Here is a 22,977-nt window from a genome sequence, read left to right as displayed (position 1 = left end):
GCGCCCCTGAAAAAGCGGGGCTGCGCCCCTGCTTTTTCGGCCCGAAGAGCACGGGGCGCAGCCCCGGCTCTTCAGGGGCGCGGGGAACTGCGCGACCAGCCCCCACCCACCCGCACCCGACAGGCATCCCCGGCGGACCGTCCCGCGCCCGGGGCCGCTCAGGAGTGCCCGTCCTCCTCCAGCAGCCCCGCGTCGTACGTCAACAGGGCGATCTGCACACGGTTGTTGAGGCCGAGTTTGGCGAGGACGCGGGAGACGTGCGTCTTGACGGTGGGGACGCTCAGGAAGAGCTCGGCGGCGATCTCGGCGTTGGAGGCACCGCGGCCGACGGCGACGGCGACCTCGCGTTCGCGGTCGTTGAGGGCGGCGACACGGGAACGGGCGGTGGCGCGGCGGGTGTCGGCGGCACCCCCGGCGGCGTGGGCCATGAGCTGACGGGTGACGGCGGGCGAGAGCACGGGGTCGCCGGCCGCGACCCGGCGGACCGCGTCGACGATCTCGGCGGGCGGGGTGTCCTTGAGGACGAAGCCGGCGGCGCCCGCGCGCAGGGCGCGCAGGACCTGGTCGTCGGCGTGGAAGGTGGTGAGGAGGACGACCTGGGGCGCGTCCGCGCGGGCGCGCAGCCGCTCGGTGGCCGTGAGGCCGTCGACGGCCGGCATCCGGATGTCCATCAGGACGACGTCGGGGCGCGTACGGTCGACGAGGGCGTCCACCTCCGCGCCGTCGGCGCCCTCGCCCACGATCTCGATGTCGTCGGCGCCGCCCAGCATGAAGGACAGACCGGCCCGCACCAGGGGATCGTCGTCGACGAGGAGCAGTCGGATCACGGTCATCGGTCCGCCGTTCGGGTGTCGGTCGTGGAGGGCTGTGCGGCACCACCGTAATGACGCTGCGGCGCGGGCGCTCGGCCCGGATCGCCGCGTCGGCGTGGGCCGACCCGTTAGTGTCGGCCGGTACGGCTTTCAACTGACGGAGGAATCAGGTGCGTTACCGACTCCTGGGCCGGACCGGGCTCCGTGTCTCCGAGCTGTTCCTGGGCGCCATGACGTTCGGGGAGCAGGGTGGGGTGGGGGCGCCTCCGGAGGAGTGCGCGCGGATCCTCGACGTGTACGCGGAGGCCGGCGGCAATGTGATCGACACGGCGGTCAACTACCGGGGCGGGGAGAGCGAGCGGATCGTCGGCGAGCTGCTCAAGGGACGGCGCGACCGGTTCGTGCTGTCCACCAAGTACACCGTCTCCCGTGACGGCAGCGACCCGAACGCCGCGGGCAACCACCGCAAGAACCTCGCGCTGTCGCTGGAGACGAGCCTGCGCCGGCTGGGCACGGACTACATCGACCTGTACTGGGTGCACATCTGGGACCGCAACACCCCGGTCGAGGAGACGATGCGCGCCCTCGACGACGCCGTACGGTCCGGGAAGGTGCTGTACGTCGGTATCTCGGACGCCCCGGCCTGGGTGGTGTCGCGGGCCAACACCCTGGCGGAGTGGCGGGGTTGGTCGCCGTTGTCGGCGCTCCAGGTGCCGTACAGCCTGCTGAACCGGGACATCGAGCGGGAACTGCTGCCGATGGCGGAGGCGTTCGGGATGTCGGTGGCGGCCTGGAGTCCGCTGCACAACGGCGTCCTGTCCGGCAAGTACACCCGGCCGGGCGGGGTGGCGCCGGGGACCGCGACCCGGCTGTCGGCCGGGGCGGTCGGGGAGCGCGAGCGGGCGGTCGCGGAGGCCGTGCAGCGCGCCGCCGACGAACTGGACGCCACCCCGGCCCAGATCGCCATCGCCTGGACCATGGCCCACTCCCCCGCCGTGCACCCCATCCTCGGCGCCCGCCGGGTGGAGCAGCTCATGGACAATCTGGGCGCCGCCCGGCTCGTACTGCCCCCGGAGATGCTGGCCCGGCTGGAGGAGACCACGGCCTTCCGGCTGGGCTTCCCGGGCGACTTCATCGACGAGGCGTCGGCGTGGGTGTACGGGTCGGCGGGACAGCGGGTGGTGCCGCGCCCGGCGTGACCCCGCCGAGCGGCTCCGCCGCCGGACCCCCGTACCGCCGCCGACCGAGCACGCCGCAGGCACCCGTCAGGCCCGCAGGCGTACCCCGTGGCGGCTGCGCAGCCGGTGGATCTCCCACCACGCGACGGCGGTGACCGAGGCCGGGCCGCCGACGAGGGCGGCGAGCTGGACGAGGGGCGGGCCCGGCGGCAGTCCGCCGACGGCGAGGCTGATGGCGGCGAACTCCCAGACCAGGGCGCCGGTGAGCAGCGCCGGGAGGGCCGGGTGCACATCGGCGGTGTTGAAGGCTCTGCGCACGGCGGGCCCGGTGGCGAAGACGATGAAGAGCAGCGTCCAGAGCAGTGGCACGAGCAGGGCGAGCGGCACCCAGAGGCTCAGTTTCTGCTCCAGGTGGGTGCGGCTGTAGTAGATCGCCCCGCCGAGCAGCGGCACCGCCGTGAAGGCGCCGACGTACCAGAGGGCCGAGGTCCCGGCGGTGCGCAGCGGGGCGCGCATGGCCCGGCGCGCGGTCGGCGACGACCAGCGGTAGAGGGCCCCGACGACCACGGGCGCGCTCAGGAGCAGCAGCCAGGGGGTGACGAGCAGCCGCATCATGAACTGCTGCTGCGCCTGGTCGACGTCCTCGGCCTTGCCGTACACGGCCAGGATCAGCACGGACATGAGGGTCGCCGTCCAGGCCCGGCGCCGCTGCATCCGGGTCACGTCGTCGTCGACGAGGCGGTGGCGGGCGCGGGAGGGGAAGATCCGCCGGGCCGGGCGGCGGGCCGAGCGGGCCAGCGGGTAGCCCACCAGCAGACCGACCACCATGGGCCACGCGCACATCGCGGCCATCGCCCAGAGACAGCCGTGCAGCCGCAGCCCGCTGAGGAACTCCCGCAGGGGCGGCCATTCGTCCTCCCGCATCCGCCGTACGAGCGTGGGGGGCGGCTGGGGGACGTAGGGGTACGGGGGGTAGGGGCCGTACGGCGGTGGGCCGGGCTGCGGCGGTACGTACGGTCCCTGGGGTGGCGGTGGGGGCGGGGGGTACGGTCCGCCGTTCGGCTGCCAGGGCGGCTGGTACGGGTTGTGTCCCCCGAAAGTCACGCTGCTGTCCCTCCCGAGACCCACCGGATGTCCTGATGTCCTGTGCCCCGCGGTGCGCACGCGTCGTACGAGCCGAGGGGGTCAACTGGCCATCATGGAGGACGAGATGGCGTCGCGCACGCCGATAGCCGGGGTTCAGCCCCAGGGCAGCCAGGCCCGTACGCCGAAGCCGCCGTCCGTCCCGGGGCCGTGGTCCAGGCGGCCGCCGGCCAGCGCGGCGCGTTCGGTGAGGCCGATGAGGCCCTGGCCGGAGCCGGGGACGGGCGGGACCTCGCCCGGGGGCGCCGGGTTGCGTACGGAGACGGTGAGGCCGTCGCCGGGGGCGCCGGAGACGGTGACGGTGACCTCGGCGCCGGGGGCGTGCTTGCGGGCGTTGGTCAGGCACTCCTGGGCGATGCGGTAGGCGGTGCGGCCCACGGAGGTGGGGACGGCGGCGCGGTCGGTGACGTGCTGGTCGAGGACGACCTTCATCCCTGACTCGCGGCACTCGGCGACGAGGGTGTCGAGCGCGGCCAGGGTCGGCTGGGGGCGGCCCGGGTCGTCGGGCTCGCCCGCCCGGAGCACCCCGATGATCTCCCGGAGGTCCTGGAGTGCCTCGTGGGCGCTCTCCCGGATGACACCGGCCGCGCGGACGATCTCGGCGCGGGGCGCGTCGGGGCGGAACTCCAGTGCGCCCGCGTGCACGCTCAGCAGGGTCAGACGGTGGGCCAGGACGTCGTGCATCTCCCGTGCGATGGCCTCCCGGGCGAGCCGCTGCGCCTGTTCGGCCCGGAGTTCGGCCTCGGTCTCGGCGCGCCGGGCGCGGTCCCGGAAGCTCAGCAGGAGCTGTCGCTTGGAGCGCACGAACATGCCCCAGCCGACGATCGCGGCGGTGAGCAGGACGGAGAGGAAGACCGCCCAGGGGTAGGTGATGTCGGGGTCGGGGCGCAGCCAGAAGAACAGCGGGTTCAGGAGGAGGGAGGTGCCGCCGATCCAGGCGACGTAGCGGAAGGGCCGGTGCACGGTGAGGGTGAAGAGGGCGACCAGTCCGGCGCCGCCCGCGGTGTTGGACACGAAGCAGACCGGGACCATCGCCGCGGCGAGGCCGACCGGCCGGCGTCTGCGCAGCCAGACGGCGGCGCAGGCGAGCGCGCCGAGGACCTGGTCGAGGACGGCGAAGGCCTGCGGCAGGTCGGTCTCGTTCCGGACGGTGTCCGCGCCGAGGAGGCCGATGAACACGGCCATCAGGAAGCAGGTGAAGTCGACGACCCAATCGCGGGCGGTCCGCCCGGGCCGCCGTCCGGGTCGTCCGTCGCCGGGGTCCCGCCCGGGGGCGGGGTCGAGCAGGGCCGACGGCAGCAGCCAGCTCCGCCCCGGGAAGGCCGGGGGCCGGGGCTCCGGCACCGGCACCGGCTTGTCAGCACTCACGGTCGACAAATCTATGCAGAGACGGCCTCCGGCACCTCCCCTCCGCCGGTGATCGCGACCAAAGTCGCGCCGCCGTCGACCTTCGGCGGTCCGCCGGCCCGCGGATCGGTACTCCCGTCGGACAGGCCTCGCCCCGCGGCCGATGAACGTGGGGAGACCGCGGGGCCAGGATCGGGGACATGAAGCAGTTGTTGGAGTTACTCGGATTCCTCGCCCTGTGCCAGGGCACCGGCGGTCTGGTGTACGAACTCACCGGCAAGCTGCAGTGGGGGGTGACACAGCGGTGGAGCGCCCTGGACGGTTACGAGATCTACGTCAGCATCGCGCTGGTCGTCCTGGCGATCGCCCTGTTCGCGGCGGCGGAGAGCCGGAAGTCCGGGTGAGCGGGGTGACGACGGCGAGGTCCGGGTGAGCGGGGGCCCGCCCGGCCGGCTGTCCGGTGGGGGGAGGACAGCCGGCCGGGGCGGGCGGTGCCGAGTCCGGTGGGGCGGACTCAGCAGTCGTAGTCGACCAGGTCGAAGGACGCGTAGTGGTCGGCGGTGTAGTAGTCCTCCTCGTACGCCTGACCGGTGACGATCCGGCGGGCGCCGCGGGTGGAGGAGCCGGGGGTCTTCACGGTGTACTCGTGGTAGTAGCCCGTGGACCGCGAGGGCAGGATGCGCTCCCGGTTCTGGAAGACGCCGCCGTCCTGGGAGTACGGGTACGGCCCGCCCTGGGCGATCAGGTTGAGCGTGGTGTACGCCTGCGACGGCAGGTCGCTGTAGCAGATGCTGCCGACCGCGGCGGCGGCCGGGGTGGCGGTGACGGTGCCGCCGACGAGGAGAGCGGACAGGAGGGCTGCCGCCGCTCCGATGCGTGTTGCTCGTGGGGGGAATCTCATGGCCTCATGATGACGCGCGTAGAGCATGGCATGTCAATGACAAGTTCCATGATTTTCCGGGCACGGCCGGTAAGTTTTCCGGGAGTTAACCGGGGCTGACGGAAGCCGCCCGGACTTCACGCGTTCTCCGGAAGCTCGTACGTGCCGTACTCGGGACGGCCCGCCCGTTCGTACGTCTGGATCGACACACCGGTGCTCGTGATGCTGCCCCCGGCGTGCCGGAACGCGGTCGGGAGGGCGCCCTCGGCGAAGAGGCGGCGGCCGGCGCCGAGGACGACCGGGAACGTCAGCAGGTGCACGGTGTCGACCAGGTCGAGGGCGAGCAGCGACTGCGCGAGGTTCCCGCTGCCGTGGATCTGCACCTCACCCTCGGTGGCGTCCTTGAGGGCGGTGACCTCCTGGGCGAGGTCGCCGGAGAGCACGGTCGTGCCGTGCCACTCGGGGTGTGTGACGGTGCGTGAAACGACGTACTTGGGCAGGGAGTTGAGCTTCCCCGCGACCGGGTCGCCCGGGTCGGTGACCTTCGGCCAGTGGGCGGCGAAGATCTCGTACGTCCTGCGGCCCAGCAGGAAGGCGCCGACACGGCCGAAGACTCCGTCGACGAACCGGCCGAAGTCCTCGTCCCCGTACGGGACGCTCCAGCCGCCGTGCTCGAAGCCGTCGCGGCGGTCCTCGTTCGGGCCGCCGGGGGCCTGGTACACGCCGTCGAGGGTGACGAAGGAGGTGAGGGTGAGCTTGCCCATGGCGGGTGCCTGCTTTCGATGCTCCGGTGAAAACCTGGCGGTCAGTTGTCATCAGGGCAGACCCCTTCGGCCCCCGCAACTCATCGGTCGGGTGAGCTCGACGTCCGTTCACCGCCAGCGCGGGTGCGGAGCCGACGGTGGGATGGAGGCATGACTACATCGATCGGAGAACTCGACGGCAGGGTCGCCCTCGTCACCGGTGGCAGCCGGGGTATCGGGGCCGCCACGGCGGTACGGCTGGCGCGGGAAGGCGCGGATGTGGCCGTCACCTATGTACAGGGCAAGGAGGGGGCCGAGGAGGTCGTACGGGCCGTGGAGGCGCTCGGGCGGCGGGCGGTGGCCCTGCGGGCGGACGCGGGGGATCCCGAGGAGGCGGCCGGTGCGGTGGCACGGGCGGCCGAGGCGCTGGGCGGGCGGCTGGACGTGCTCGTGAACAACGCCGGGGTGGGGGTGCTGGGGCCGCTGGAGAGCCTGCCGCTCGCCGAGGTGGACCGGGTGCTCGCGGTGAACGTGCGGGGTGTCTTCCTGGCGTCCCAGGCCGCCGCGGCGCGGATGGGGCGCGGCGGGCGGATCATCACCGTCGGCACGTGTATGACACAGCGGGTGCCCGGGCCCGGCGGGACGCTGTACGCGATGAGCAAGTCGGCGCTGGTCGGGTTGACGAAGGCGCTCGCCAGGGAGCTGGGTGGGCGGGGGATCACGGCGAACGTGGTGCATCCGGGGCCGACGGACACGGACATGAATCCCGCGGACGGGCCTTTCGCGGCGGGGCAGGTCGGGATGACCGCGCTGGGGAGGTTCGGGACGGCCTCGGAGGTGGCGTCGGTCGTGGTGTATCTGGCGGGGGCGGAGTACGTGACCGGGGCGGAGTTCGCGGTGGACGGGGGGCATGCGGCCTGAGGGGCGTCGGCGGCCCCCGGGGTGCTGGATGGGGGCTGCCGCCCCCGGGGGTGGCTTGTGTGGGTGGCTTGTGTGGGTTCGGACGTGGCGGAGCGTCGGGGCTTGTCGCGCAGTTCCCCGCGCCCCTGGCGGGCGGGGGTCGGTCTAGCCGCCCAGTTCCTGGTGGCGCGTCGACAGGGTGGTCCTGCCTGTCTCCGTCAGGGAGCCGAAGAGGCGTAGGCGGGAGATTCCGCCGTCGGGGTAGATGTCGATACGGGCGTGGGTGGCGACGGCGGGGGTGTCGAGGACGAAGCGGTGGTTGGTGTCGGGCTGGAGGCGGGTGCGCGGGAGGATCTCGGTCCAGCCGGCGTCTCCGCCCGCGTCACCGTCGTCGCCGTTCCGCACCGAGACCGTGGCCCAGCCGGCCGCGTTGCCCTTGAGGTAGGCCGTGTCGATCTCCAGGGCGCGGATCTCGGACTGGGCGGCGAGGCGGTAGCGGATCCAGTCGTTGCCCTGGTCGCGGCGGCGGCTGGTCTCCCAGCACTCGTGCATCACCCGGGCGCGGCCGGGCTGGATGGTGTTGGTGGCGGGCGAGTAGAAGAGGTTGGAGGCGTCCTCGGCGAGGCCGCCGTTCTCCAGGGCGACCACGTCGAAGGTGCCGAGCGCGTCCAACCAGGCGGGGTCCGGCACGGCCTCGCCGTACACACGCAGACGGGCGACGCCGCCGTCGGGGTGCTGGTTGAGGCGGAGGTGGGTGAAGCGCTGCTCGACGGTGACCGGGAAGCCGTTGGCCGCGTGGCCGCCGACGGGGGTGCGCGGGACGAGGGTCGTCCACTTCACGTCGTCGGCGAGCAGTTCCTCCGGCGAGGGCGAGCCGGGCACGGACGCGGCCTCGACGGAGACCGCCTGCGGGTAGTTGCCGCGGAAGTGGGCCGTGTCGACGACGATCCCCCGGATCACGCCGGGCGCGCCGAGGCGGATCAGGGCCCAGTCGTGGTCGTCGGCCGTCGGCCAGGGGTGGTCGGCCGAGGCGCCCCGGCGGCGGCGCGTCTCCCAGCCGTCCATGACCTTGCCCTTGTGCCCGAAGTGCTCGGGGACGAACTCGGCCCGTTCGGGCACCAGCAGGTTCTCGCGGTGGGCGAAGAACTCGTCGTTGGCGGCGATCACCCCGGCGCCGAGCCTGCGGTCGGCGAGGTCGGCGTACCGGGTGAAGGGGAAGTCGGCCGTGCGGTAGTCCGCGTACGGGTCGCCGCCGCCGTAGGGGTTCGCGTCGCCGGTGAAACGCGCGGGCGGGGTGTGGTGCTGCGCCGTCACGATGATCAGGTCTGCCTTTCGGGGTCGGCCGCTGCCGGTCGGGGGTGCGGGGATCAGGGGGTGCGGGTGAGGAGTTGTCCCTTCGGGGCGGTGAACTCGCCGTCCGCGACGATGCGTTGTCCTCGCAGCCAGGTGGACTTGACCACGCCGTACAGGGTCTTGCCGGCGTACGCGGTGACGCGGTTGCGGTGCTGGAGGGCGGCCGGGTCGACGGTGAAGGTCTCATCGGGCGCGAGGACGGCGAAGTCGGCGTCGCGGCCCGCCTCGATGGCGCCCTTGCGGTCGTCGAGACCGACGAGGGCCGCGGTGCGCGCGGACATCCAGCCGACGACGTCCTCCAGGCCGTGACCGCGCCGGCGGGCCTCCGTCCAGACCGCCGCGAGGCTCAGCTGCAGGCCGGAGATACCGCCCCAGGCGGTGGCGAAGTCGTCGGTCTTCAGGTCGGCGGTGGACGGGGAGTGGTCGGTGACCACACAGTCGATCGTGCCGTCCGCGAGGGCCTGCCAGAGGAGGTCCTGGTTGGCGGACTCACGGATGGGCGGGCAGCACTTGAACTCGCTTGCCCCGTCCGGGACTTCCTCGGCGGTGAGGGTGAGGTAGTGCGGGCAGGTCTCGACGGTGATCCGTACGCCGTCCCGCTTGGCCTCGGCGATCAGCGGGAGCGCGTCGCTGGAGGACAGGTGCAGCACGTGGACGCGCGCGTCGAGCTGCCGGGCCCGGTCGATCAGGGCCGCGATGGCGGTGTCCTCGGCGCCGCGCGGGCGGGAGGCGAGGAAGTCGGCGTACCTCGGACCACCCTGCTGGGGGGCCGCGTCGAGACGGCTCGGGTCCTCGGCGTGGACGATGAGCAGTCCGCCGAAGCCGGCGATCTCGGTGAGGGAGCGGGCGAGGCCGTCCCGGTCGAGATGCGGGAACTCGTCCACGCCCGACGGCGACAGGAACGCCTTGAAGCCGAAGACCCCGGCGTCGTGCAGCGGGCGCAGGTCCTTGACGTTGTCGGGCAGGGCGCCGCCCCAGAAGCCGACGTCGACATGGGCCTTGTCGGCGGCGACCTCGCGCTTCGTCCGGAGGTGGTCGACGGTCGTGGTCGGCGGGAGGGAGTTGAGCGGCATGTCGACGAGGGTGGTGATGCCGCCGGCCGCCGCGGCGCGCGTGGCGGTCCAGAAGCCCTCCCAGTGGGTGCGGCCGGGGTCGTTCACATGGACGTGGGTGTCGACGAGACCGGGCAGCAGCACGTCGTCGCCGAGGTCCTCCAGGCGCGCGCCGGACGGTACCTCGGCGTCGTACGGGAGGACGGCCGTGATCCTGCCGTCCGCGACGGCGACCGCGGCGGGGCGCGATCCGTCGGGGGTGATGACCCGCGTCGAGCGCAACACCAGTTCAGTCTCGGACACCGGGACCCCTCTCGCCGTACCGCTGTTCACTGCCGTCGTTTCCTGCCGTCGTTTACTTCCGCGTAACGGAATTCAACGTTCTGTTGAAGGAGTTTTCACCCCTACTCTCGTGCCGTCAAGGGCGCCCTCACTCTGGATGTTTTCACAACACGGAATTAGAATTCCACGGAGCAGAACGTAGTGACGTACAAGCGAGTAGTCAATGAACTGCCCGGTAGGCTGCGATCTCGCCCGCCATCCCGAAAGGACCGCGCCCTGTGCCGACGTCCAGCGCCAGCGCCCCCACGCCCGACTCCGTGAAGTCGTCCTCCGGTGGTGTCCAGTCCCTTGAGCGCGCCTTCGATCTGCTGGAGCGGATGGCGGACGCCGGCGGCGAGGTGGGCCTGAGCGAGCTGTCGGCGAGCAGTGGGCTGCCGCTGCCGACCATCCACCGGCTGATGCGGACCCTGGTCGTCTGCGGCTACGTACGCCAGCAGCCCAACCGGCGGTACGCCCTCGGCCCGCGCCTGATCCGCCTCGGCGAGTCCGCGTCCCGGCTGCTCGGCACATGGGCGCGGCCGTATCTCGCGCGGCTCGTCGAGGAGACCGGGGAGACGGCGAACATGGCGCTCCTCGACGGGGACGAGATCGTGTACGTCGCCCAGGTGCCGTCCAAGCACTCCATGCGGATGTTCACCGAGGTGGGCCGCCGGGTGCTGCCGCACTCCACCGGGGTCGGCAAGGCGCTGCTCGCCGGGTTCCCGGCGGACGAGGTCCGCGCGCTGCTGGCCCGTACGGGGATGCCAGCCGCGACGGAGAAGACGATCACCACGCCCGAGGGTTTCCTGACCGCGTTGGAGGACGTCCGGCGGCTGGGCTACGCCGTCGACGACAACGAACAGGAGATCGGCGTCCGGTGTCTCGCCGTCTCCGTCCCCGACTCCCCCACCGCGGCGGCGATCTCCATCTCCGGTCCGGCGGGACGGGTCACCGAGACGGCGACGGAACGGATCGTGCCAGTGCTTCAGCAGGTCGCGGTGGAGTTGTCGGAGGCGTTGGCGAGTTCGGGGGCGGGGAGCAGCTAAGCCGGGGGCGCGTTGTCGGGTGCGGGTGCGTGGGGCTTCTCGCGCAGTTCCCCGCGCCCCTTAAGGGCCTACGGCCCCTTCGGGCCGAAAAAGCAGGGGCGCAGCCCCGCTTTTTTGAGGGGCGCGGGGAACTGCGCGACCAGCCCCCACCGGACGGTCAGCCGGAGTCGGTCAGCGCCGCGGCGGCTCCCCGAACAGCTCCACCGCCGTCCGCACCTCCGCCAGCCCCCGGGCCAGCGCGCTCACCGACCCGATCGACCCGGCGATCAGCAGCAGCGACCGACGTAACCGCAGAACCTCCGGCATCCCGGTGACGGCCATCGCCGCGAGCGCCGCCAACTCGTCCTCCGCGATCCCCCGGTCGGGGAACTCCGCAGGATGCGCGGCAAGTTCACGCCGCAACCGGGACACGGCCGACCGCAGCCCCGCCACCCTGGGATCCTCGTCACTGCCGGTCACTGGCCTCTGCCCCAAGCTCCGCAACACAGCCCTCTCCCCCTCACCCCACCCCCTCGCCCGCCGGGGGTGGCGCGGGCCAGTAAACGCCACTCGGTGTGGCGAGCGCCACTACGGGGACCGAAATTCAGTCCCCGCGCACCACAAAGCCGTTCGCCGGTCCGTCCGGCTTCACGGGACACCCGCACCGGGTCGGGTATGCAACGGGTATGCAAGGGGACATGACGCATCACGAGGCCCGGAGACCACCCCGGAGCGAGGTCGCCGGACTGCTGCTGGCCGCCGGCGGCGGGCGGCGGCTCGGCGGCCGCCCCAAGGCCCTGCTGACCCACCACGGCCGCCCCCTGGTCGAACACGCGCTCGCGGTGCTCCGGGCGGGCGGCTGCACCCGGATCCATGTGGTCCTGGGCGCCGAGGCCAGCGCCGTACGCGCCCGCGCCGACCTGTCAGGCTGCGTACCGGTCGACAACCCGGACTGGGCCGAGGGCATGGGCTCGTCACTGCGGGCCGGGCTGGAGTCCCTGGCGGGGACGGGCGCCGACGCCGTCCTGGTGTCCCTCGTCGACCAGCCGGGCATCGGCCCGGAGGCGGTGGCCCGCGTCCTCGCCGCCCACGAACCCGGATCGAGCGGGTCGCTCGTCGCCGCCGCGTACGACGGCGTACGGGGCCACCCGGTCCTCTTCGGCTCCGACCACTGGCCCGGGATCGCCGCGACCGCCACCGGCGACCAAGGGGCGCGCTCCTACCTGAGGGGACACGGCGACGCGCTCACGCTCGTCGAGTGCGGGGACGTGGCGCGGCCGTACGACATCGACACCGAGGCCGACCTCGTCCACCTGGAGTGAACGGGATGACACTCGGCGGACAGTCGGCGGACACTCGGCGCCGCCCTCCCTCGACCCGGAGAATCTCGACATCAACAAAACATTGAACTTCCACCATGAGGAAACTAGTATCCACTGCACAGAATCCCCGCTGAAGGAAGTGACAGCTCATGTCCGCACCAGCGCCGTCCCCGCTGGCCATCGTCGACGCCGAGCCCCTGCCCCGTCAGGACGAGGTTCTCACCGACGCCGCCCTCGCCTTCGTGTACGAGCTGCACCGCCGGTTCACGCCCCGGCGTGACGAGCTGCTGGCCCGCCGCGCGGAGCGCCGTGCCGAGATCGCCCGCACCTCCACGCTCGACTTCCTCCCGGAGACCGCCGCGATCCGCGCCGACGACTCCTGGCGGGTGGCCCCCTCCCCCGCCGCGCTGAACGACCGCCGGGTGGAAATCACCGGCCCCACCGACCGCAAGATGACGATCAACGCCCTGAACTCGGGGGCGAGGATCTGGCTCGCGGACTTCGAGGACGCCTCCGCACCCACCTGGGAGAACGTGGTCCTCGGCCAGGTGAACATGGCCGACGCGTACACCCGGAACATCGACTTCACCGACGAGCGCACCGGCAAGTCGTACGCCCTGCGCCCCGACGAGGAGCTGGCGACGGTCGTCATGCGCCCGCGCGGCTGGCACCTCGACGAGCGCCACCTCGTCGACGCCGACGGCCGTGCCGTCCCCGGCGCGCTGGTCGACTTCGGCCTGTACTTCTTCCACAACGCCCAGCGGCTGCTGGACCTCGGCAAGGGTCCGTACTTCTACCTTCCGAAGACGGAGTCGCATCTCGAAGCCCGCCTCTGGAACGAGGTGTTCGTCTTCGCGCAGGACCATGTCGGCGTCCCGCAGGGCTCCGTCCGCGCGACCGTCCTGATCGAGACGATCACGGCCGCGTACGAGATGGAGGAGATCCTCTACGAACTCCGCGACCACGCCTCGGGGTTGAACGCGGGCCGCTGGGACTACCTGTTCTCCATCGTGAAGAACTTCCGTGACGGCGGCGAGAAGTTCGTCCTCCCGGACCGCAACGCGGTGACGATGACAGCCCCGTTCATGCGGGCGTACACCGAACTCCTCGTCCGCACCTGCCACAAGCGCGGCGCGCACGCGATCGGCGGTATGGCCGCGTTCATCCCGTCGCGGCGCGACGAGGAGGTCAACAAGGTCGCCTTCGAGAAGGTCAAGGCCGACAAGGACCGTGAGGCGAACGACGGGTTCGACGGGTCGTGGGTGGCCCACCCGGACCTGGTGCCGATCGCGATGGCGTCCTTCGACGCCGTGCTCGGTGACCGGCCCAACCAGAAGGACCGCCTCCGCGAGGACGTCGACGTCAAGGCCGCCGACCTGATCGCCGTCGACTCCCTGGACGCGAAGCCCACGTACGCCGGTCTCGTCAACGCCGTCCAGGTCGGCATCCGTTACATCGAGGCCTGGCTGCGCGGCCTCGGCGCCGTCGCCATCTTCAACCTGATGGAGGACGCGGCCACCGCGGAGATCTCCCGCTCCCAGATCTGGCAGTGGATCAACGCGGGCGTCGAGTTCGAGCACGCCGGCGAATCCGTGAAGGCCACCCCGGAGCTGGCCCGCGAGGTCGCCGCCGAGGAGCTGGCGAACATCCGCGCCGAGATCGGCGAGGAGGCGTTCGCCGCCGGCCACTGGCAGCAGGCGCACGACCTGCTCCTCCAGGTCGCCCTCGACGAGGACTACGCCGACTTCCTGACCCTCCCGGCGTACGAGCGGCTCAAGGGCTGAGCTACGACCCTCCGATCCTGTCCGAGTGGCCCAGGGACTTCCCCGGGGCCACTCGGTCGCGTACGGCCTGCTTGACGGCCGTCGGCTCGGGAAAGCCCTGCTCGCGGCGGTCCCAGACGACCTCGTCGTCGACACGGACGACGAACACGCCGCCGGTACCGGGCTTGAGGGACAGCTCGCCGATCTCCGTCTCGAAGGTGGTCAGCAGCTCCTGCGCCAGCCAGGCCGCGCGGGGCAGCCAGCGGCACTGGGTGCAGTACTCGATCTGTACGACGGGTGCGTGGGGGCTCATCCGAGATGCACCGACCAATCCTGTTCCGCCGCCGGCTTGCCGTGCAGGTCGGGGACCCGTTTCAGCCAGTCCGGGCGGCCTCGCTGTGTCCTCGCCGAGCGGAGGGCCTCCTCGGCGGCGAGTTCCTCCCGGGTGGGGAAGTCGGTAGGGAGCCATTCGGCGGAGGCCCGTACGCGCGCGAGGAGATACCCGACGTACGCCTCCCGCGCCTGCTCCGGTGTCCCGGAGTCGGTGAGCCAGGCGTCGGGGACCTCGGCGACGATCCGCCTCAGCAGCTCCTCCGTCACCTTCGGCGCGAGTTCGGCGTCCGCCGCGCGGACGTCGGGGGCGTAGTGGCCGAGGGCGTGGTGGCGGAAGTCGTACGCCTTCGTGGGGTCCGAGGCGTCCCAGCGGTGGTGGAAGACGAGGGCCGCGCCATGGTCGATCAGCCAGAGCCGCGGGGGCGCGACGCCGAGCGTGGGCCAGACCATGAGGTTCGAACTGTGCACGGTGCGGTCGACGTTGACCGTGAGGGCGTCGAGCCAGATGATCCGGCCGGCTTCGAGGGAGTCCACCCGGAACTCCTTCGCGACCTCCGGGGTGAAGTCCCGCGCGCCCGGCAGATAGTCCATGCCGAGGTTGAGGCCGGCGCTCGCCGCGTGCAGTTCCCGCACCTCCTGGTGCGGCTCGCTCTCGGCGATGGCCGGATCGAAGTGCGCGAGGACCAGCTCGGGGAACCGCAGCCCCAGAGCCCGCGCCAGTTCCCCGACGATCACCTCGGCGACCAGCGCCTTGCGGCCCTGCGCCGAGCCCGTGAACTTGACGACGTACGTCCCCAGGTCGTCCGCCTCGACGATCCCGGGCACGGAGCCGCCCGCCCGGAGGGGGGCCACATAACGGACGGCGGTCACTTGGCGCAGCACACCGGCCACTGTAGATCAGACGAGCGACCCGGTGCCCCGGCCCGGTGGGCGCCGAAACAGGTTCGGCAGCGGCAGATACCGGGCGTCCGCGCCGTCCGCGCCCGTCCAGCGCAGCAGCAGGTTCGTCTTGCCGGGGAGGGTCGGTGCGTCGAGCAGGGCGGCGGCCTCGGGCACATCCTCGTGACGGGCCAGCTCGCGTCGTACGGCCGGCCAGGGGTCGAGGCCCGGATGGTGTTCGGCCAGGGCCGCCGCGATCTCCAGGAGGTTGTTGACGACGAGGCAGTAGACCAGGCGTTCCCAGCCCGCCTCGCGGGTCACGTCCGGGAGGAGCTTCACGCCCTCGGCGTCGCGGTACACGGCCCGTACGGGTGTGCCGGAGGGGTCGCAGGCGATGACGGTGTTCTGGAGGTGAGCCTCCAGGACGACGCCATGGCCGTGGAAGGCGGCGAGGGCCGGGGGGACGACAGCGCGCAGATACGCCTCCCACCAGGCCCCGGGATCGGTGGTGCCGACCAGCGGGTTGCCCGGGAAGGCGTCGGTGTCCTCGGTGAGCGCGGCGGCGAGGCAGGGGGTCGTACCGGGCGGCACATGGCCGTCCAGGCCGTCCCGGACCAGGACCGCCAGTTCCTCGAAGGCGAAGTCGGCGGTGCGGTAGCCGCGGTCGCTCAGCCAGGCACCCGGCAGCCCGGTGAACGCCTTCGTGACCGCGCTGTCCGTCCGGCGCAGCTTGAGCAGGTCGTGGCGCCACAGGCGGCGGATGTCGTTGGTGATCCGTACGTCCAGGCTGAACTTGAGGAAGAGGTCGGGGACGCCTCCGGCTGCGTCCCCGGGCACATACACCGTGCGGATGGCAGCGGTCGGCCAGACCTCACCGGGTGTCCGGCCCAGTCGGACGAGGCGGCCGTCGGCGAACGCGTCCGCCAAGTCGTCGCCCAGCAGGTCGAGTTGCCAGGGGTGAGCGGGCAGGAGGCGGTAGCCGGGCGGGGCCGAGCCCAGGGCGTCCAGGGCGGTGGTGTCGCCCTCCTCGACCACCGCGTCCTCGCGGACCCCGAGCAGGGTCAGCGGGAAGTCGGCGTACGCCTCGGGCGCGTACGGCAGCCAGTCGGCTGCCGGGCCGCCGCCGCGGGCCTTGGGGGCGGGGTGGAAGGGGTGCCCCGTGATCAGGGACTGCTCGGAGCGCCGGTACGGGTCCCCGGGCGCCGGTGTGCGGGCGCGCGCGGTGAGGAGGGCGGCCACGACGTCGCGGCTGTCGAGCATCTCGGCGGGCAGTTCGGTGTTGGACAGGCCGGTGAGGGCGTGGAGTTCACCGGCGGCGAGTGCGACGAGTTCGGGGTGGGTGAGCGGGTGCCAGGTCCCGGCCGCTGTGCGCACCTCGGGGTGGACGGGGCGCCGGGTGCCGTGTACCCGCAGCAGGTGTCCGCTGCCCTTGAGCCGGTGCGCTCCGGGCACGCCCGGCTCGGCGGGCTCCCCCAGCTCCCGCAGAAGGCAGTTGAGAAGGGGGGCGGCGGCGCGAGCGTCGATGGCGTGCGCGTCGACGGCATGCGCGTCAACGGCGTGCGCGTCGACAGTGGTGCCGATGTCGTCGCTGGGCGGGGTGGCGTCCACAGGGTCCATTCGTTCCATACGGTGCATCTGTGATCAGTATGTCCGCCCGGCATGCGTCACGGTCGAGGCGGGCGGGCAGTGGTCGTACGCCGATGCCGATGCGGGTTTCCTACCCGCCCGACCCCCTCACCTCACCGCCACCGCACCGTCACCCCACCGAGGAGTCCGTCCGTGGACCGTCACCCGTTGTCCGACGCCGACGCCGAGGCGGCGCTCGGCGCCGAGCTGGGCGCCGTACGCCCCGATCTGACGCCGCCGTACACGACCGCGCTGCCCGGCGCCCGGTCCGCCGTGCTGTCCCGGCTGTGGCGGGGCCTCGTCCATGAGCCACTGCCCTGGGTGGTACGCCGGGACGCGGCCGGCGGCGACGGGGTCACGCTGCACCTCGCCGACGGCCGCCGGCTGCACGGTCCGGCGGTGGATCCGTACGGCACCGCCGAGGGTGTCGAGGAGGTGTGGTTCGACGGGCGGCCGTACGACCGTCCGGCGCGGCTCATGACCGCCCTGGCCGTGCCGCACAGTGCCGCGTTCGCCGTCGAACTCGACCACAGCGTGGCCTCGTTGGCGCTGTCGCGGGCCGGTCAGCCGACGGCCGCCGTGCCCCCGGCGGCCGGGTGGGAGTGGGAGCAGTCGATCGTGGACGGGCATCCGTTCCACCCCAACTGCCGTTCCCGGCCCGGGTTTTCGGCGTGCGACCAGCTCGCTTACGGGCCGGAGCACCGGCAGGTGGTGCGGCTGGGGCTGGCGCCGGTGGAGGACGCGCTGGTCGTCGGGGAGTGGCCGGAGCGGTTCCGGGACGGCGGGCGGGTGCTGGTGCCGGTGCATCCGTGGCAGGCGGCGCATGTGCTCAAGTGCCCTTTGGGTGAGGTGATCGAGGCGCATCCGCTGATGTCCCTGCGGACGCTCGCCCTCGCGGACGGCGGGCCGCACACACCCCAGCCGCACGCACCTCATGTGAAGACCGCGCTGAGTGCCCGGCTGACCTCCTCGGTGCGGGACATCTCCGTCTACTCGATCGAGACCTCGGCGATCGTGTCGGACTTCATGGCCGAGGTCGCCGCCCGCACGGACGGGCTGCTGCATGTGACCCGTACGCTCGGCGCGGTCACCGCCGGTTCGCCCGATCTGGCGGCGGTGCTGCGGGAGTCGCCGGAGACGTACGCGGACACGGCGACCGGGGAGCGGGTCCTGCCGGTGGCCGCGCTGGCGACGACCGAGCTGCCCCGGTCGCCGTCCTGGCTGGCGGACTTCACCCGACTCGCGCTCACGGTCTCCCTCCGGCTGCTCGACCTGGGCGTGGCCCTGGAGGCGCACGGCCAGAACCTCCTGGTGGTCCTGTCCCCGTCGGGTGCCCCCCGCCGCCTCGTCTACCGTGACCTCGCGGACATCCGGGTCAGCCCCGCGCGCCTCGCCCGCCACGGCGTTCCGGCCCCGGCCATGTCCGGGCGGATCATCACGGACGACGAGACGACGCTGCGCCGCAAGCTGTTCGGGGCCCTGATCACGGGCACGCTCGGCGCCACGGCCGGTTCGACGCCCGTGCTGCGCGAGGCGCTCGCCACCGCCGTACGGGACCTGCCGCGCACGCCCGATCTGGGCACGCTGCTGGAGGGGCCGGTACCGACGAAGGCGTTGACGCTGATGCGTCTTTCGCCGGAGCGGCCGGGGGACATCTGGGCGGAGGTGCCGAGTCCGCTGCGGTGAACGACTCACCAACAGTCGGTCTCGTTCGGAGAGATGGCCGGTCTCGTTTTGAAGGGTGGCCCTCCGGATCAATAGGATCCGCCGATGATCACAAGACAACGGCTGGCGGCAGGGGTGTTCGTCCTGCTCGCCGTCCTGACGGCCGGGATCGCGGTCCCGTCCACGGCCGTCGCCGACGAGACCACGGCCCTGGCGCCCAAGGTCAACCTCCTGCTGGACGTGAGCGGTTCGATGCGGGCCAAGGACATCGACGGGCAGTCCCGGATGGCCGCGGCGAAGCAGGCGTTCAACGAGGTGCTGGACGCCACGCCCGAGGAGGTCCAGCTCGGCATCCGCACCCTGGGCGCGAACTACCCGGGCGACGACCGGAAGACGGGCTGCAAGGACACCGCGCAGCTCTACCCGGTGGGGCCGCTGGACCGGACCGAGGCGAAGGCGGCGGTGGCGACGCTCGCGCCGACCGGCTGGACCCCGATCGGCCCGGCGCTGCTGAAGGCCGCCGACGACCTGGAGGGCGGCGAGGGCACCAAGCGCATCGTGCTGATCAGCGACGGCGAGGACACCTGCGCCCCGCTGGACCCGTGCGAGGTGGCCCGGGAGATCGCGGCGAAGGGCATCGGGCTGACCATCGACACGCTCGGTCTGGTCCCGAACGCCAAGATGCGGCTCCAGCTGAGCTGTATCGCCGAGGCGACCGGCGGCTCGTACACGTCGATCGAGCACCGGGACGAACTCACCGACCGCGTCAATCAGTTGGTCGACCGGGCCGCCGATCCGGTGGTCGTGCCGAAGGCCGTCGAGGGCGCGGACGCGTGCGCCGAGGCGCCCACCCTCACGTCCGGCCTGTACACCGACCGCGAGGAGTTCGCCCAACAGCGCTGGTACCGCGTCGATGTGAAACCGGGTCAGGAACTGCGGGCCTCGGTGAGCGTCGCGGCCGACCGTGACGTCAACCCCGACTACGGGGTGCTGCTGCGCGCGGTGACCACCAAGAACCGCGAGATCGTACGCGGTGAGGCGGCCGGCAACGGCCGTACCGACGCCATCTCCACCGGGCTGCGCTATCCGAAGGCGGAGGCCGAGGACGAGGAGGACGAGGACGCCGCCGAGACCGTGTGCCTCCAGGTGACCCACTCCTACTCGCCGGCCAGTGGTGTGAAGACCACGCCCGGTCTGCCGCTTGAGGTCACCGTCGACATCGTGGACGGGCCGGACCGGTCCGCCGACGTGGCCTCCTTCGGCCTCGGCCGCGGCTGGTGGCTGCTCGGTGTGCTGGTGCTCGTCGGGTTCCTGGCGGGTGTGCTGTGGGGCTGGCTGTCACGCTGGCGGGTCGCGGTCTGGAGGACCAACTGATGCGGATCACACGTGCGTTGAGCGCCGCCCTGCTGATGCTGGGCCTGGCCGTGGCCCCGGCCGTGGCCGACTCCACCCCTTCCCCGAGCGCCTCGGAGGACGGGGAGGCGCCCACCGAGGCGGGCACCTCCTTCCGTACGGCCGCGGAGTTCGAGCAGGGCCAGAAGGCGACGGCGAGCGCCTCGACCGGCGACTACCTGTACTGGTCGTTCCCGGCCGACGCGGGGCAGCGGCCGACCGTACGGGCGAGTGTGAAACTGCCCGAGGGGGCGCGGTCCTCGTCCACCTGGCAGATCGACGTGTACGACGGGCTGCGGCGCCGCCAGGCCTGCCAGTACGGCGCGCAGACCCGGACCGCCGCGGCGGGGGCCGACTCCGTCGAGCTGTCCTGCACGCTGCGGACGGTGCGGGCCTGGTCGGAGCCGTGGGCCGACGATCCGCTGCCGGGCACGTACTACCTCCGGCTGACCACGATCCGGCTGGCCACGGGTGATCTGGGGCTGCCGGTCAGCACGTCGGTCGAGGTCGCCTCGAAGGACATCGGCGGTGCGGCGGCGGTCGACGGTTCGCTGGCACAGCCGCTGGTTCCGGGCATCGCGGTCACCTCCGGGCAGGACGAGGAGGACGCCGACTCCTCCACCGAGGCGGTCCTCTCCTCCCTCGAACCCGACGACGGGTGGGCCTCCGGCTGGTGGAGCGACCGGTGGGTGTGGACCGCACTCGGCGCGGTGTTCGCCGCGCTGGCGGGCATCGGGGGTTACTCCCTGACCCGGGGGTCGGGCCGCCCCGTTCAAGCCCCACCACCGACAGCGTGACCGCTCCGCGCCTTCACCAGGGCCCGCCGAACCATGCCGGTTCGGCGGGCCCTTTGCCGGGGCGATGGAGGTGCGATTTCGTCCGCGGGCCGGCGGGGCTTCTCGCGCAGTTCCCCGCGCCCCTGAAAAGCCGGGGCTACGCCCCCCGCTTTTCAGCCCCATCCCCGGTCGCCTTTCAGCCCACGGAGGGCTGGCCCTCCAGGGGCGCGGGCGCCCGGCCTTCCACGCCCGCAGGGGCCTGGGCTTTCAGGCCCGCAGACGCCTGGCCTTCCAGACCCGCAGGCACCAGGTCTTCCAGACCCGCAGGCACCTGGCCTTCCAGACCCGCAGACGCCCGGCCTTCCAGACCCGCAGGGGCCTGGGCTTTCAGGCCCGCAGGGGCCTGGGCTTTCAGGCCCGCAGGGGCCTGGGCTTTTAGGGGCGCGGGGAACTGCGCGAGAAGCCCCACCGGGCCCGTGCCCGACAACGCACCCCAACCGCCCCACTCACCCACCCCGCCCCACTCACCCCTCCCGCAGCTCCTTTGCCAACGCCCCCTCCCCCACCACCCCGACCCGCCCCAACCGCACCGCATCCCTCAACCCCAACTCCCCCCGGCTCAGCTCACCGCAGGTGCCCGCGTCGAGGGTCAGGCGAACATCCGCGTCCACGCCCACCGGCCCGTCCCCATACACCGCCCGCCCCTCCCTCTCCCCCTCCCCACCGACCCACACATGGAACTCCCCCTCCTCCAACCGAACTTCGACCAGCCCAGCACCGAACCCGTCCAGCGCCCGAAGCAACGGCAGCGCGAACCAATGGGCCCGCACCGCATCCGTGGCCCGCCGCTCACCGAGCACCCCCTCCCCCCACGCCCCCAACGCCTGCACCACCGGCAGCAACTCCCGCCCGCGCCCGGTGAGTTCGTAGACGTACACCGCCCCCGGCGGCGGCAGCCGACGCCGCGTGGTCAGCCCGTCGCGCTCCATGTCCTTCAGCCGCCCGGCGAGTACATCGGTGCTCACCCCCGGCAGGTCGGCGTGCAGATCCGTGTAGCGGCGCGGCCCGGCCAGCAGTTCACGGACGATCAGCAGGGTCCAGCGGTCGCCCACGACATCAAGGGCGCGCGCGGCGGAACAGTACTGGTCGTAGCTTCGGCGTGGTGACATGCGACGCAGTCTAGACATGTCGTTGGACTTTCCAAGCCCGAACTTGGTAAAACCAAGCAACACACGAAACCGGAGGGGCGAGCGCGCATGGAGTTCCGGCAGTCGAACAAGCTCAGCGAGGTCTGCTACGAGATCCGCGGCCCGGTGATCGAGCACGCCGACGCACTGGAGAAGGCGGGCCACAGCGTGCTGCGCCTGAACACCGGCAACCCCGCGCTGTTCGGCTTCGAGGCGCCGGAGGAGATCCTCCAGGACATGATCCGGATGCTCCCCCAGGCGCACGGCTACACCGACTCCCGCGGCGTCCTCTCCGCCCGCCGGGCCGTGGCGGGGCGCTACCAGACCCTGGGCCTGGAGGTCGGCGTCGACGACGTCTTCCTCGGCAACGGCATCTCCGAGCTGATCTCGATGGCCGTACAAGCGCTGGTCGAGGACGGCGACGAGATCCTGATCCCCGCCCCCGACTTCCCCCTCTGGACGGCGGTCACCACGCTCGCCGGCGGCAAGGCGGTGCACTACCTCTGCGACGAACAGGCCGACTGGTACCCGGACCTGGACGACATGGCGTCGAAGATCACGGACCGCACCAAGGCCGTGGTCATCATCAACCCCAACAACCCCACCGGCGCGGTCTATCCGAAGGAGATCATCGAGGGCATCCTCGACCTCGCCCGCCGCCACGGCCTGATGGTCTTCGCCGACGAGATCTACGACCAGATCCTGTACGACGACGCCGTGCACCACTCGGTCGCGGCGCTCGCCCCCGACCTGGTCGTCCTCACCTTCTGCGGCCTGTCGAAGACGTACCGGGTGGCGGGCTTCCGCTCGGGCTGGCTGGTGGTGACCGGCCCGAAGCAGCACGCGAAGAACTACCTGGAGGGCCTCACCATGCTGGCCTCCATGCGCCTGTGCGCCAACGCGCCCGCCCAGTACGCGATCCAGGCCGCGCTCGGCGGCCGGCAGTCCATCTTCGACCTGACCGCCCCGGGCGGCCGGCTGTACGAACAGCGCACGGTGGCCTGGGAGAAGCTCAACGAGATCCCCGGCGTCTCCTGCGTCAAGCCGAAGGGCTCGCTGTACGCCTTCCCCCGCCTCGACCCCAAGGTCCACAAGATCCACGACGACGAGAAGTTCGTCCTGGACCTGCTCCTCCGGGAAAAGATCCAGGTGGTCCAGGGCACCGGCTTCAACTGGCCCACCCCCGACCACTTCCGCATCCTCACCCTCCCCCACGCCGACGACCTCGACGCGGCGATCAGCCGGATCGGACGGTTCCTGAGCGGATATCGACAGTGATG

22 protein-coding genes are annotated in these 22,977 nt (G+C 72.2%); 10 read left to right on the top strand and 12 right to left on the bottom strand.

All coding sequences use genetic code 11. From position 1 onward, the window contains the following. Nucleotides 1-158 precede the first annotated feature (158 nt). A complete protein-coding gene (locus ACZ7MG_RS37320) occupies nt 159-833 on the bottom strand; it encodes a response regulator (protein ID WP_471383545.1) in 675 nt (224 codons plus the stop codon). A gap of 149 nt (nt 834-982) precedes the next feature. On the opposite strand from ACZ7MG_RS37320, the gene ACZ7MG_RS37315 reads away from it, so the two are divergent. Further along, nucleotides 983-2,011: an aldo/keto reductase gene (locus ACZ7MG_RS37315; protein ID WP_471383548.1), complete on the top strand. Its 1,029-nt coding sequence runs from the start codon at nt 983-985 to the stop codon at nt 2,009-2,011. A gap of 66 nt (nt 2,012-2,077) precedes the next feature. Here the strand turns inward: ACZ7MG_RS37315 and ACZ7MG_RS37310 are convergent, their stop codons facing one another. Both ACZ7MG_RS37310 and ACZ7MG_RS37305 read right to left on the bottom strand, forming a co-directional pair. Beyond that, nucleotides 2,078-3,094: a hypothetical protein gene (locus tag ACZ7MG_RS37310; RefSeq protein WP_471383551.1), complete on the bottom strand. Its 1,017-nt coding sequence runs from the start codon at nt 3,092-3,094 to the stop codon at nt 2,078-2,080. A 135-nt stretch (nt 3,095-3,229) separates the two neighbouring features. Further along, the gene (locus tag ACZ7MG_RS37305; RefSeq protein ID WP_471383553.1) at nt 3,230-4,501 is read right to left on the bottom strand and encodes a sensor histidine kinase; all 1,272 of its coding nucleotides are present in this window, start codon (nt 4,499-4,501) and stop codon (nt 3,230-3,232) included. 179 nt (nt 4,502-4,680) lie between these two features. Here ACZ7MG_RS37305 and ACZ7MG_RS37300 point away from each other — a divergent pair, with 179 nt between their 5' ends. Then, nucleotides 4,681-4,884 (top strand): hypothetical protein, encoded by a 204-nt coding sequence (locus ACZ7MG_RS37300; protein WP_471383554.1) that lies wholly within the window; start codon nt 4,681-4,683, stop codon nt 4,882-4,884. Between the two features lie 110 nt (nt 4,885-4,994). Here the strand turns inward: ACZ7MG_RS37300 and ACZ7MG_RS37295 are convergent, their stop codons facing one another. Continuing rightward, complete coding sequence (locus ACZ7MG_RS37295) at nt 4,995-5,381, bottom strand: guanyl-specific ribonuclease (protein ID WP_471383556.1); 387 nt, start codon at nt 5,379-5,381, stop codon at nt 4,995-4,997. Between the two features lie 116 nt (nt 5,382-5,497). Then, on the bottom strand, nt 5,498-6,124 hold the full coding sequence (locus tag ACZ7MG_RS37290) for a dihydrofolate reductase family protein (protein WP_471383558.1): 627 nt from the start codon (nt 6,122-6,124) through the stop codon (nt 5,498-5,500). A gap of 150 nt (nt 6,125-6,274) precedes the next feature. Between ACZ7MG_RS37290 and ACZ7MG_RS37285 the strand changes: the two genes are divergently transcribed. Further along, entirely contained in the window at nt 6,275-7,024 is a 750-nt protein-coding gene (locus tag ACZ7MG_RS37285; RefSeq protein WP_471383561.1) for an SDR family oxidoreductase, read from the top strand. A 144-nt stretch (nt 7,025-7,168) separates the two neighbouring features. Here the strand turns inward: ACZ7MG_RS37285 and alc are convergent, their stop codons facing one another. Next, the gene (gene alc, locus ACZ7MG_RS37280; protein WP_471383563.1) at nt 7,169-8,317 is read right to left on the bottom strand and encodes an allantoicase; all 1,149 of its coding nucleotides are present in this window, start codon (nt 8,315-8,317) and stop codon (nt 7,169-7,171) included. Nucleotides 8,318-8,370: 53 nt separating this feature from the next. After that, a complete protein-coding gene (allB, locus tag ACZ7MG_RS37275; protein WP_471383566.1) occupies nt 8,371-9,711 on the bottom strand; it encodes an allantoinase AllB in 1,341 nt (446 codons plus the stop codon). A 257-nt stretch (nt 9,712-9,968) separates the two neighbouring features. Between allB and ACZ7MG_RS37270 the strand changes: the two genes are divergently transcribed. Next, nucleotides 9,969-10,775: an IclR family transcriptional regulator gene (locus tag ACZ7MG_RS37270; RefSeq protein ID WP_471383569.1), complete on the top strand. Its 807-nt coding sequence runs from the start codon at nt 9,969-9,971 to the stop codon at nt 10,773-10,775. A 171-nt stretch (nt 10,776-10,946) separates the two neighbouring features. On the opposite strand, the gene ACZ7MG_RS37265 is transcribed toward ACZ7MG_RS37270, so the two are convergent. Then, nucleotides 10,947-11,261: a DUF5955 family protein gene (locus ACZ7MG_RS37265; RefSeq protein WP_471383571.1), complete on the bottom strand. Its 315-nt coding sequence runs from the start codon at nt 11,259-11,261 to the stop codon at nt 10,947-10,949. Nucleotides 11,262-11,452: 191 nt separating this feature from the next. On the opposite strand from ACZ7MG_RS37265, the gene ACZ7MG_RS37260 reads away from it, so the two are divergent. Together ACZ7MG_RS37260 and aceB are read left to right on the top strand one after the other, a co-directional pair. Continuing rightward, nucleotides 11,453-12,076 (top strand): nucleotidyltransferase family protein, encoded by a 624-nt coding sequence (locus ACZ7MG_RS37260; RefSeq protein ID WP_471383573.1) that lies wholly within the window; start codon nt 11,453-11,455, stop codon nt 12,074-12,076. A 149-nt stretch (nt 12,077-12,225) separates the two neighbouring features. Next, nucleotides 12,226-13,860: a malate synthase A gene (gene aceB, locus ACZ7MG_RS37255; RefSeq protein ID WP_471383575.1), complete on the top strand. Its 1,635-nt coding sequence runs from the start codon at nt 12,226-12,228 to the stop codon at nt 13,858-13,860. A 1-nt stretch (nt 13,861) separates the two neighbouring features. Here aceB and ACZ7MG_RS37250 read toward each other — a convergent pair whose 3' ends face one another. From ACZ7MG_RS37250 to ACZ7MG_RS37240, 3 genes are read right to left on the bottom strand one after another with little or no spacing between them, the layout of a single operon-like run. Continuing rightward, on the bottom strand, nt 13,862-14,152 hold the full coding sequence (locus ACZ7MG_RS37250; protein ID WP_471383577.1) for an Rdx family protein: 291 nt from the start codon (nt 14,150-14,152) through the stop codon (nt 13,862-13,864). Beyond that, complete coding sequence (locus ACZ7MG_RS37245) at nt 14,149-15,054, bottom strand: HipA family kinase (RefSeq protein WP_471383580.1); 906 nt, start codon at nt 15,052-15,054, stop codon at nt 14,149-14,151. The genes ACZ7MG_RS37250 and ACZ7MG_RS37245 overlap by 4 nt, the downstream gene beginning before the upstream one ends. A 15-nt stretch (nt 15,055-15,069) precedes the next feature. Continuing rightward, nucleotides 15,070-16,668: an IucA/IucC family protein gene (locus ACZ7MG_RS37240; RefSeq protein ID WP_471383583.1), complete on the bottom strand. Its 1,599-nt coding sequence runs from the start codon at nt 16,666-16,668 to the stop codon at nt 15,070-15,072. A gap of 162 nt (nt 16,669-16,830) precedes the next feature. Here ACZ7MG_RS37240 and ACZ7MG_RS37235 point away from each other — a divergent pair, with 162 nt between their 5' ends. From ACZ7MG_RS37235 to ACZ7MG_RS37225, 3 genes are all read left to right on the top strand, one after another. Next, on the top strand, nt 16,831-18,363 hold the full coding sequence (locus ACZ7MG_RS37235) for an IucA/IucC family protein (RefSeq protein WP_471383586.1): 1,533 nt from the start codon (nt 16,831-16,833) through the stop codon (nt 18,361-18,363). 84 nt (nt 18,364-18,447) lie between these two features. Then, nucleotides 18,448-19,716: a VWA domain-containing protein gene (locus ACZ7MG_RS37230; RefSeq protein ID WP_471383589.1), complete on the top strand. Its 1,269-nt coding sequence runs from the start codon at nt 18,448-18,450 to the stop codon at nt 19,714-19,716. Next, the gene (locus ACZ7MG_RS37225; protein WP_471383591.1) at nt 19,716-20,531 is read left to right on the top strand and encodes a hypothetical protein; all 816 of its coding nucleotides are present in this window, start codon (nt 19,716-19,718) and stop codon (nt 20,529-20,531) included. Before ACZ7MG_RS37230 ends, ACZ7MG_RS37225 begins: the two co-directional genes overlap by 1 nt. Nucleotides 20,532-21,034: 503 nt before the next feature. Here ACZ7MG_RS37225 and ACZ7MG_RS37220 read toward each other — a convergent pair. Next, nucleotides 21,035-21,679 (bottom strand): winged helix-turn-helix transcriptional regulator, encoded by a 645-nt coding sequence (locus tag ACZ7MG_RS37220; RefSeq protein WP_471383594.1) that lies wholly within the window; start codon nt 21,677-21,679, stop codon nt 21,035-21,037. An 87-nt stretch (nt 21,680-21,766) separates the two neighbouring features. On the opposite strand from ACZ7MG_RS37220, the gene ACZ7MG_RS37215 reads away from it, so the two are divergent. Continuing rightward, nucleotides 21,767-22,975: a pyridoxal phosphate-dependent aminotransferase gene (locus ACZ7MG_RS37215; protein WP_471383597.1), complete on the top strand. Its 1,209-nt coding sequence runs from the start codon at nt 21,767-21,769 to the stop codon at nt 22,973-22,975. Nucleotides 22,976-22,977 lie beyond the last annotated feature (2 nt).

Source organism: Streptomyces sp. NPDC107538, from assembly GCF_055657445.1.
The sequence above is the reverse complement of the archived record's forward strand: the minus strand, read 5'-3'. Positions and strand labels throughout refer to the sequence as shown.

Coding starts and splice junctions, on each gene's coding strand:
- ACZ7MG_RS37320 (WP_471383545.1), bottom strand. CDS start 833: ATGACCGTGATCCGACTGCTCCTCGTCGACGACGATCCCCTGGTGCGG.
- ACZ7MG_RS37300 (WP_471383554.1), top strand. CDS start 4,681: ATGAAGCAGTTGTTGGAGTTACTCGGATTCCTCGCCCTGTGCCAGGGC.
- ACZ7MG_RS37295 (WP_471383556.1), bottom strand. CDS start 5,381: ATGAGATTCCCCCCACGAGCAACACGCATCGGAGCGGCGGCAGCCCTC.
- ACZ7MG_RS37290 (WP_471383558.1), bottom strand. CDS start 6,124: ATGGGCAAGCTCACCCTCACCTCCTTCGTCACCCTCGACGGCGTGTAC.
- ACZ7MG_RS37285 (WP_471383561.1), top strand. CDS start 6,275: ATGACTACATCGATCGGAGAACTCGACGGCAGGGTCGCCCTCGTCACC.
- ACZ7MG_RS37260 (WP_471383573.1), top strand. CDS start 11,453: ATGACGCATCACGAGGCCCGGAGACCACCCCGGAGCGAGGTCGCCGGA.
- aceB (WP_471383575.1), top strand. CDS start 12,226: ATGTCCGCACCAGCGCCGTCCCCGCTGGCCATCGTCGACGCCGAGCCC.
- ACZ7MG_RS37250 (WP_471383577.1), bottom strand. CDS start 14,152: ATGAGCCCCCACGCACCCGTCGTACAGATCGAGTACTGCACCCAGTGC.
- ACZ7MG_RS37240 (WP_471383583.1), bottom strand. CDS start 16,668: ATGGACCCTGTGGACGCCACCCCGCCCAGCGACGACATCGGCACCACT.
- ACZ7MG_RS37230 (WP_471383589.1), top strand. CDS start 18,448: ATGATCACAAGACAACGGCTGGCGGCAGGGGTGTTCGTCCTGCTCGCC.
- ACZ7MG_RS37225 (WP_471383591.1), top strand. CDS start 19,716: ATGCGGATCACACGTGCGTTGAGCGCCGCCCTGCTGATGCTGGGCCTG.
- ACZ7MG_RS37220 (WP_471383594.1), bottom strand. CDS start 21,679: ATGTCACCACGCCGAAGCTACGACCAGTACTGTTCCGCCGCGCGCGCC.
- ACZ7MG_RS37215 (WP_471383597.1), top strand. CDS start 21,767: ATGGAGTTCCGGCAGTCGAACAAGCTCAGCGAGGTCTGCTACGAGATC.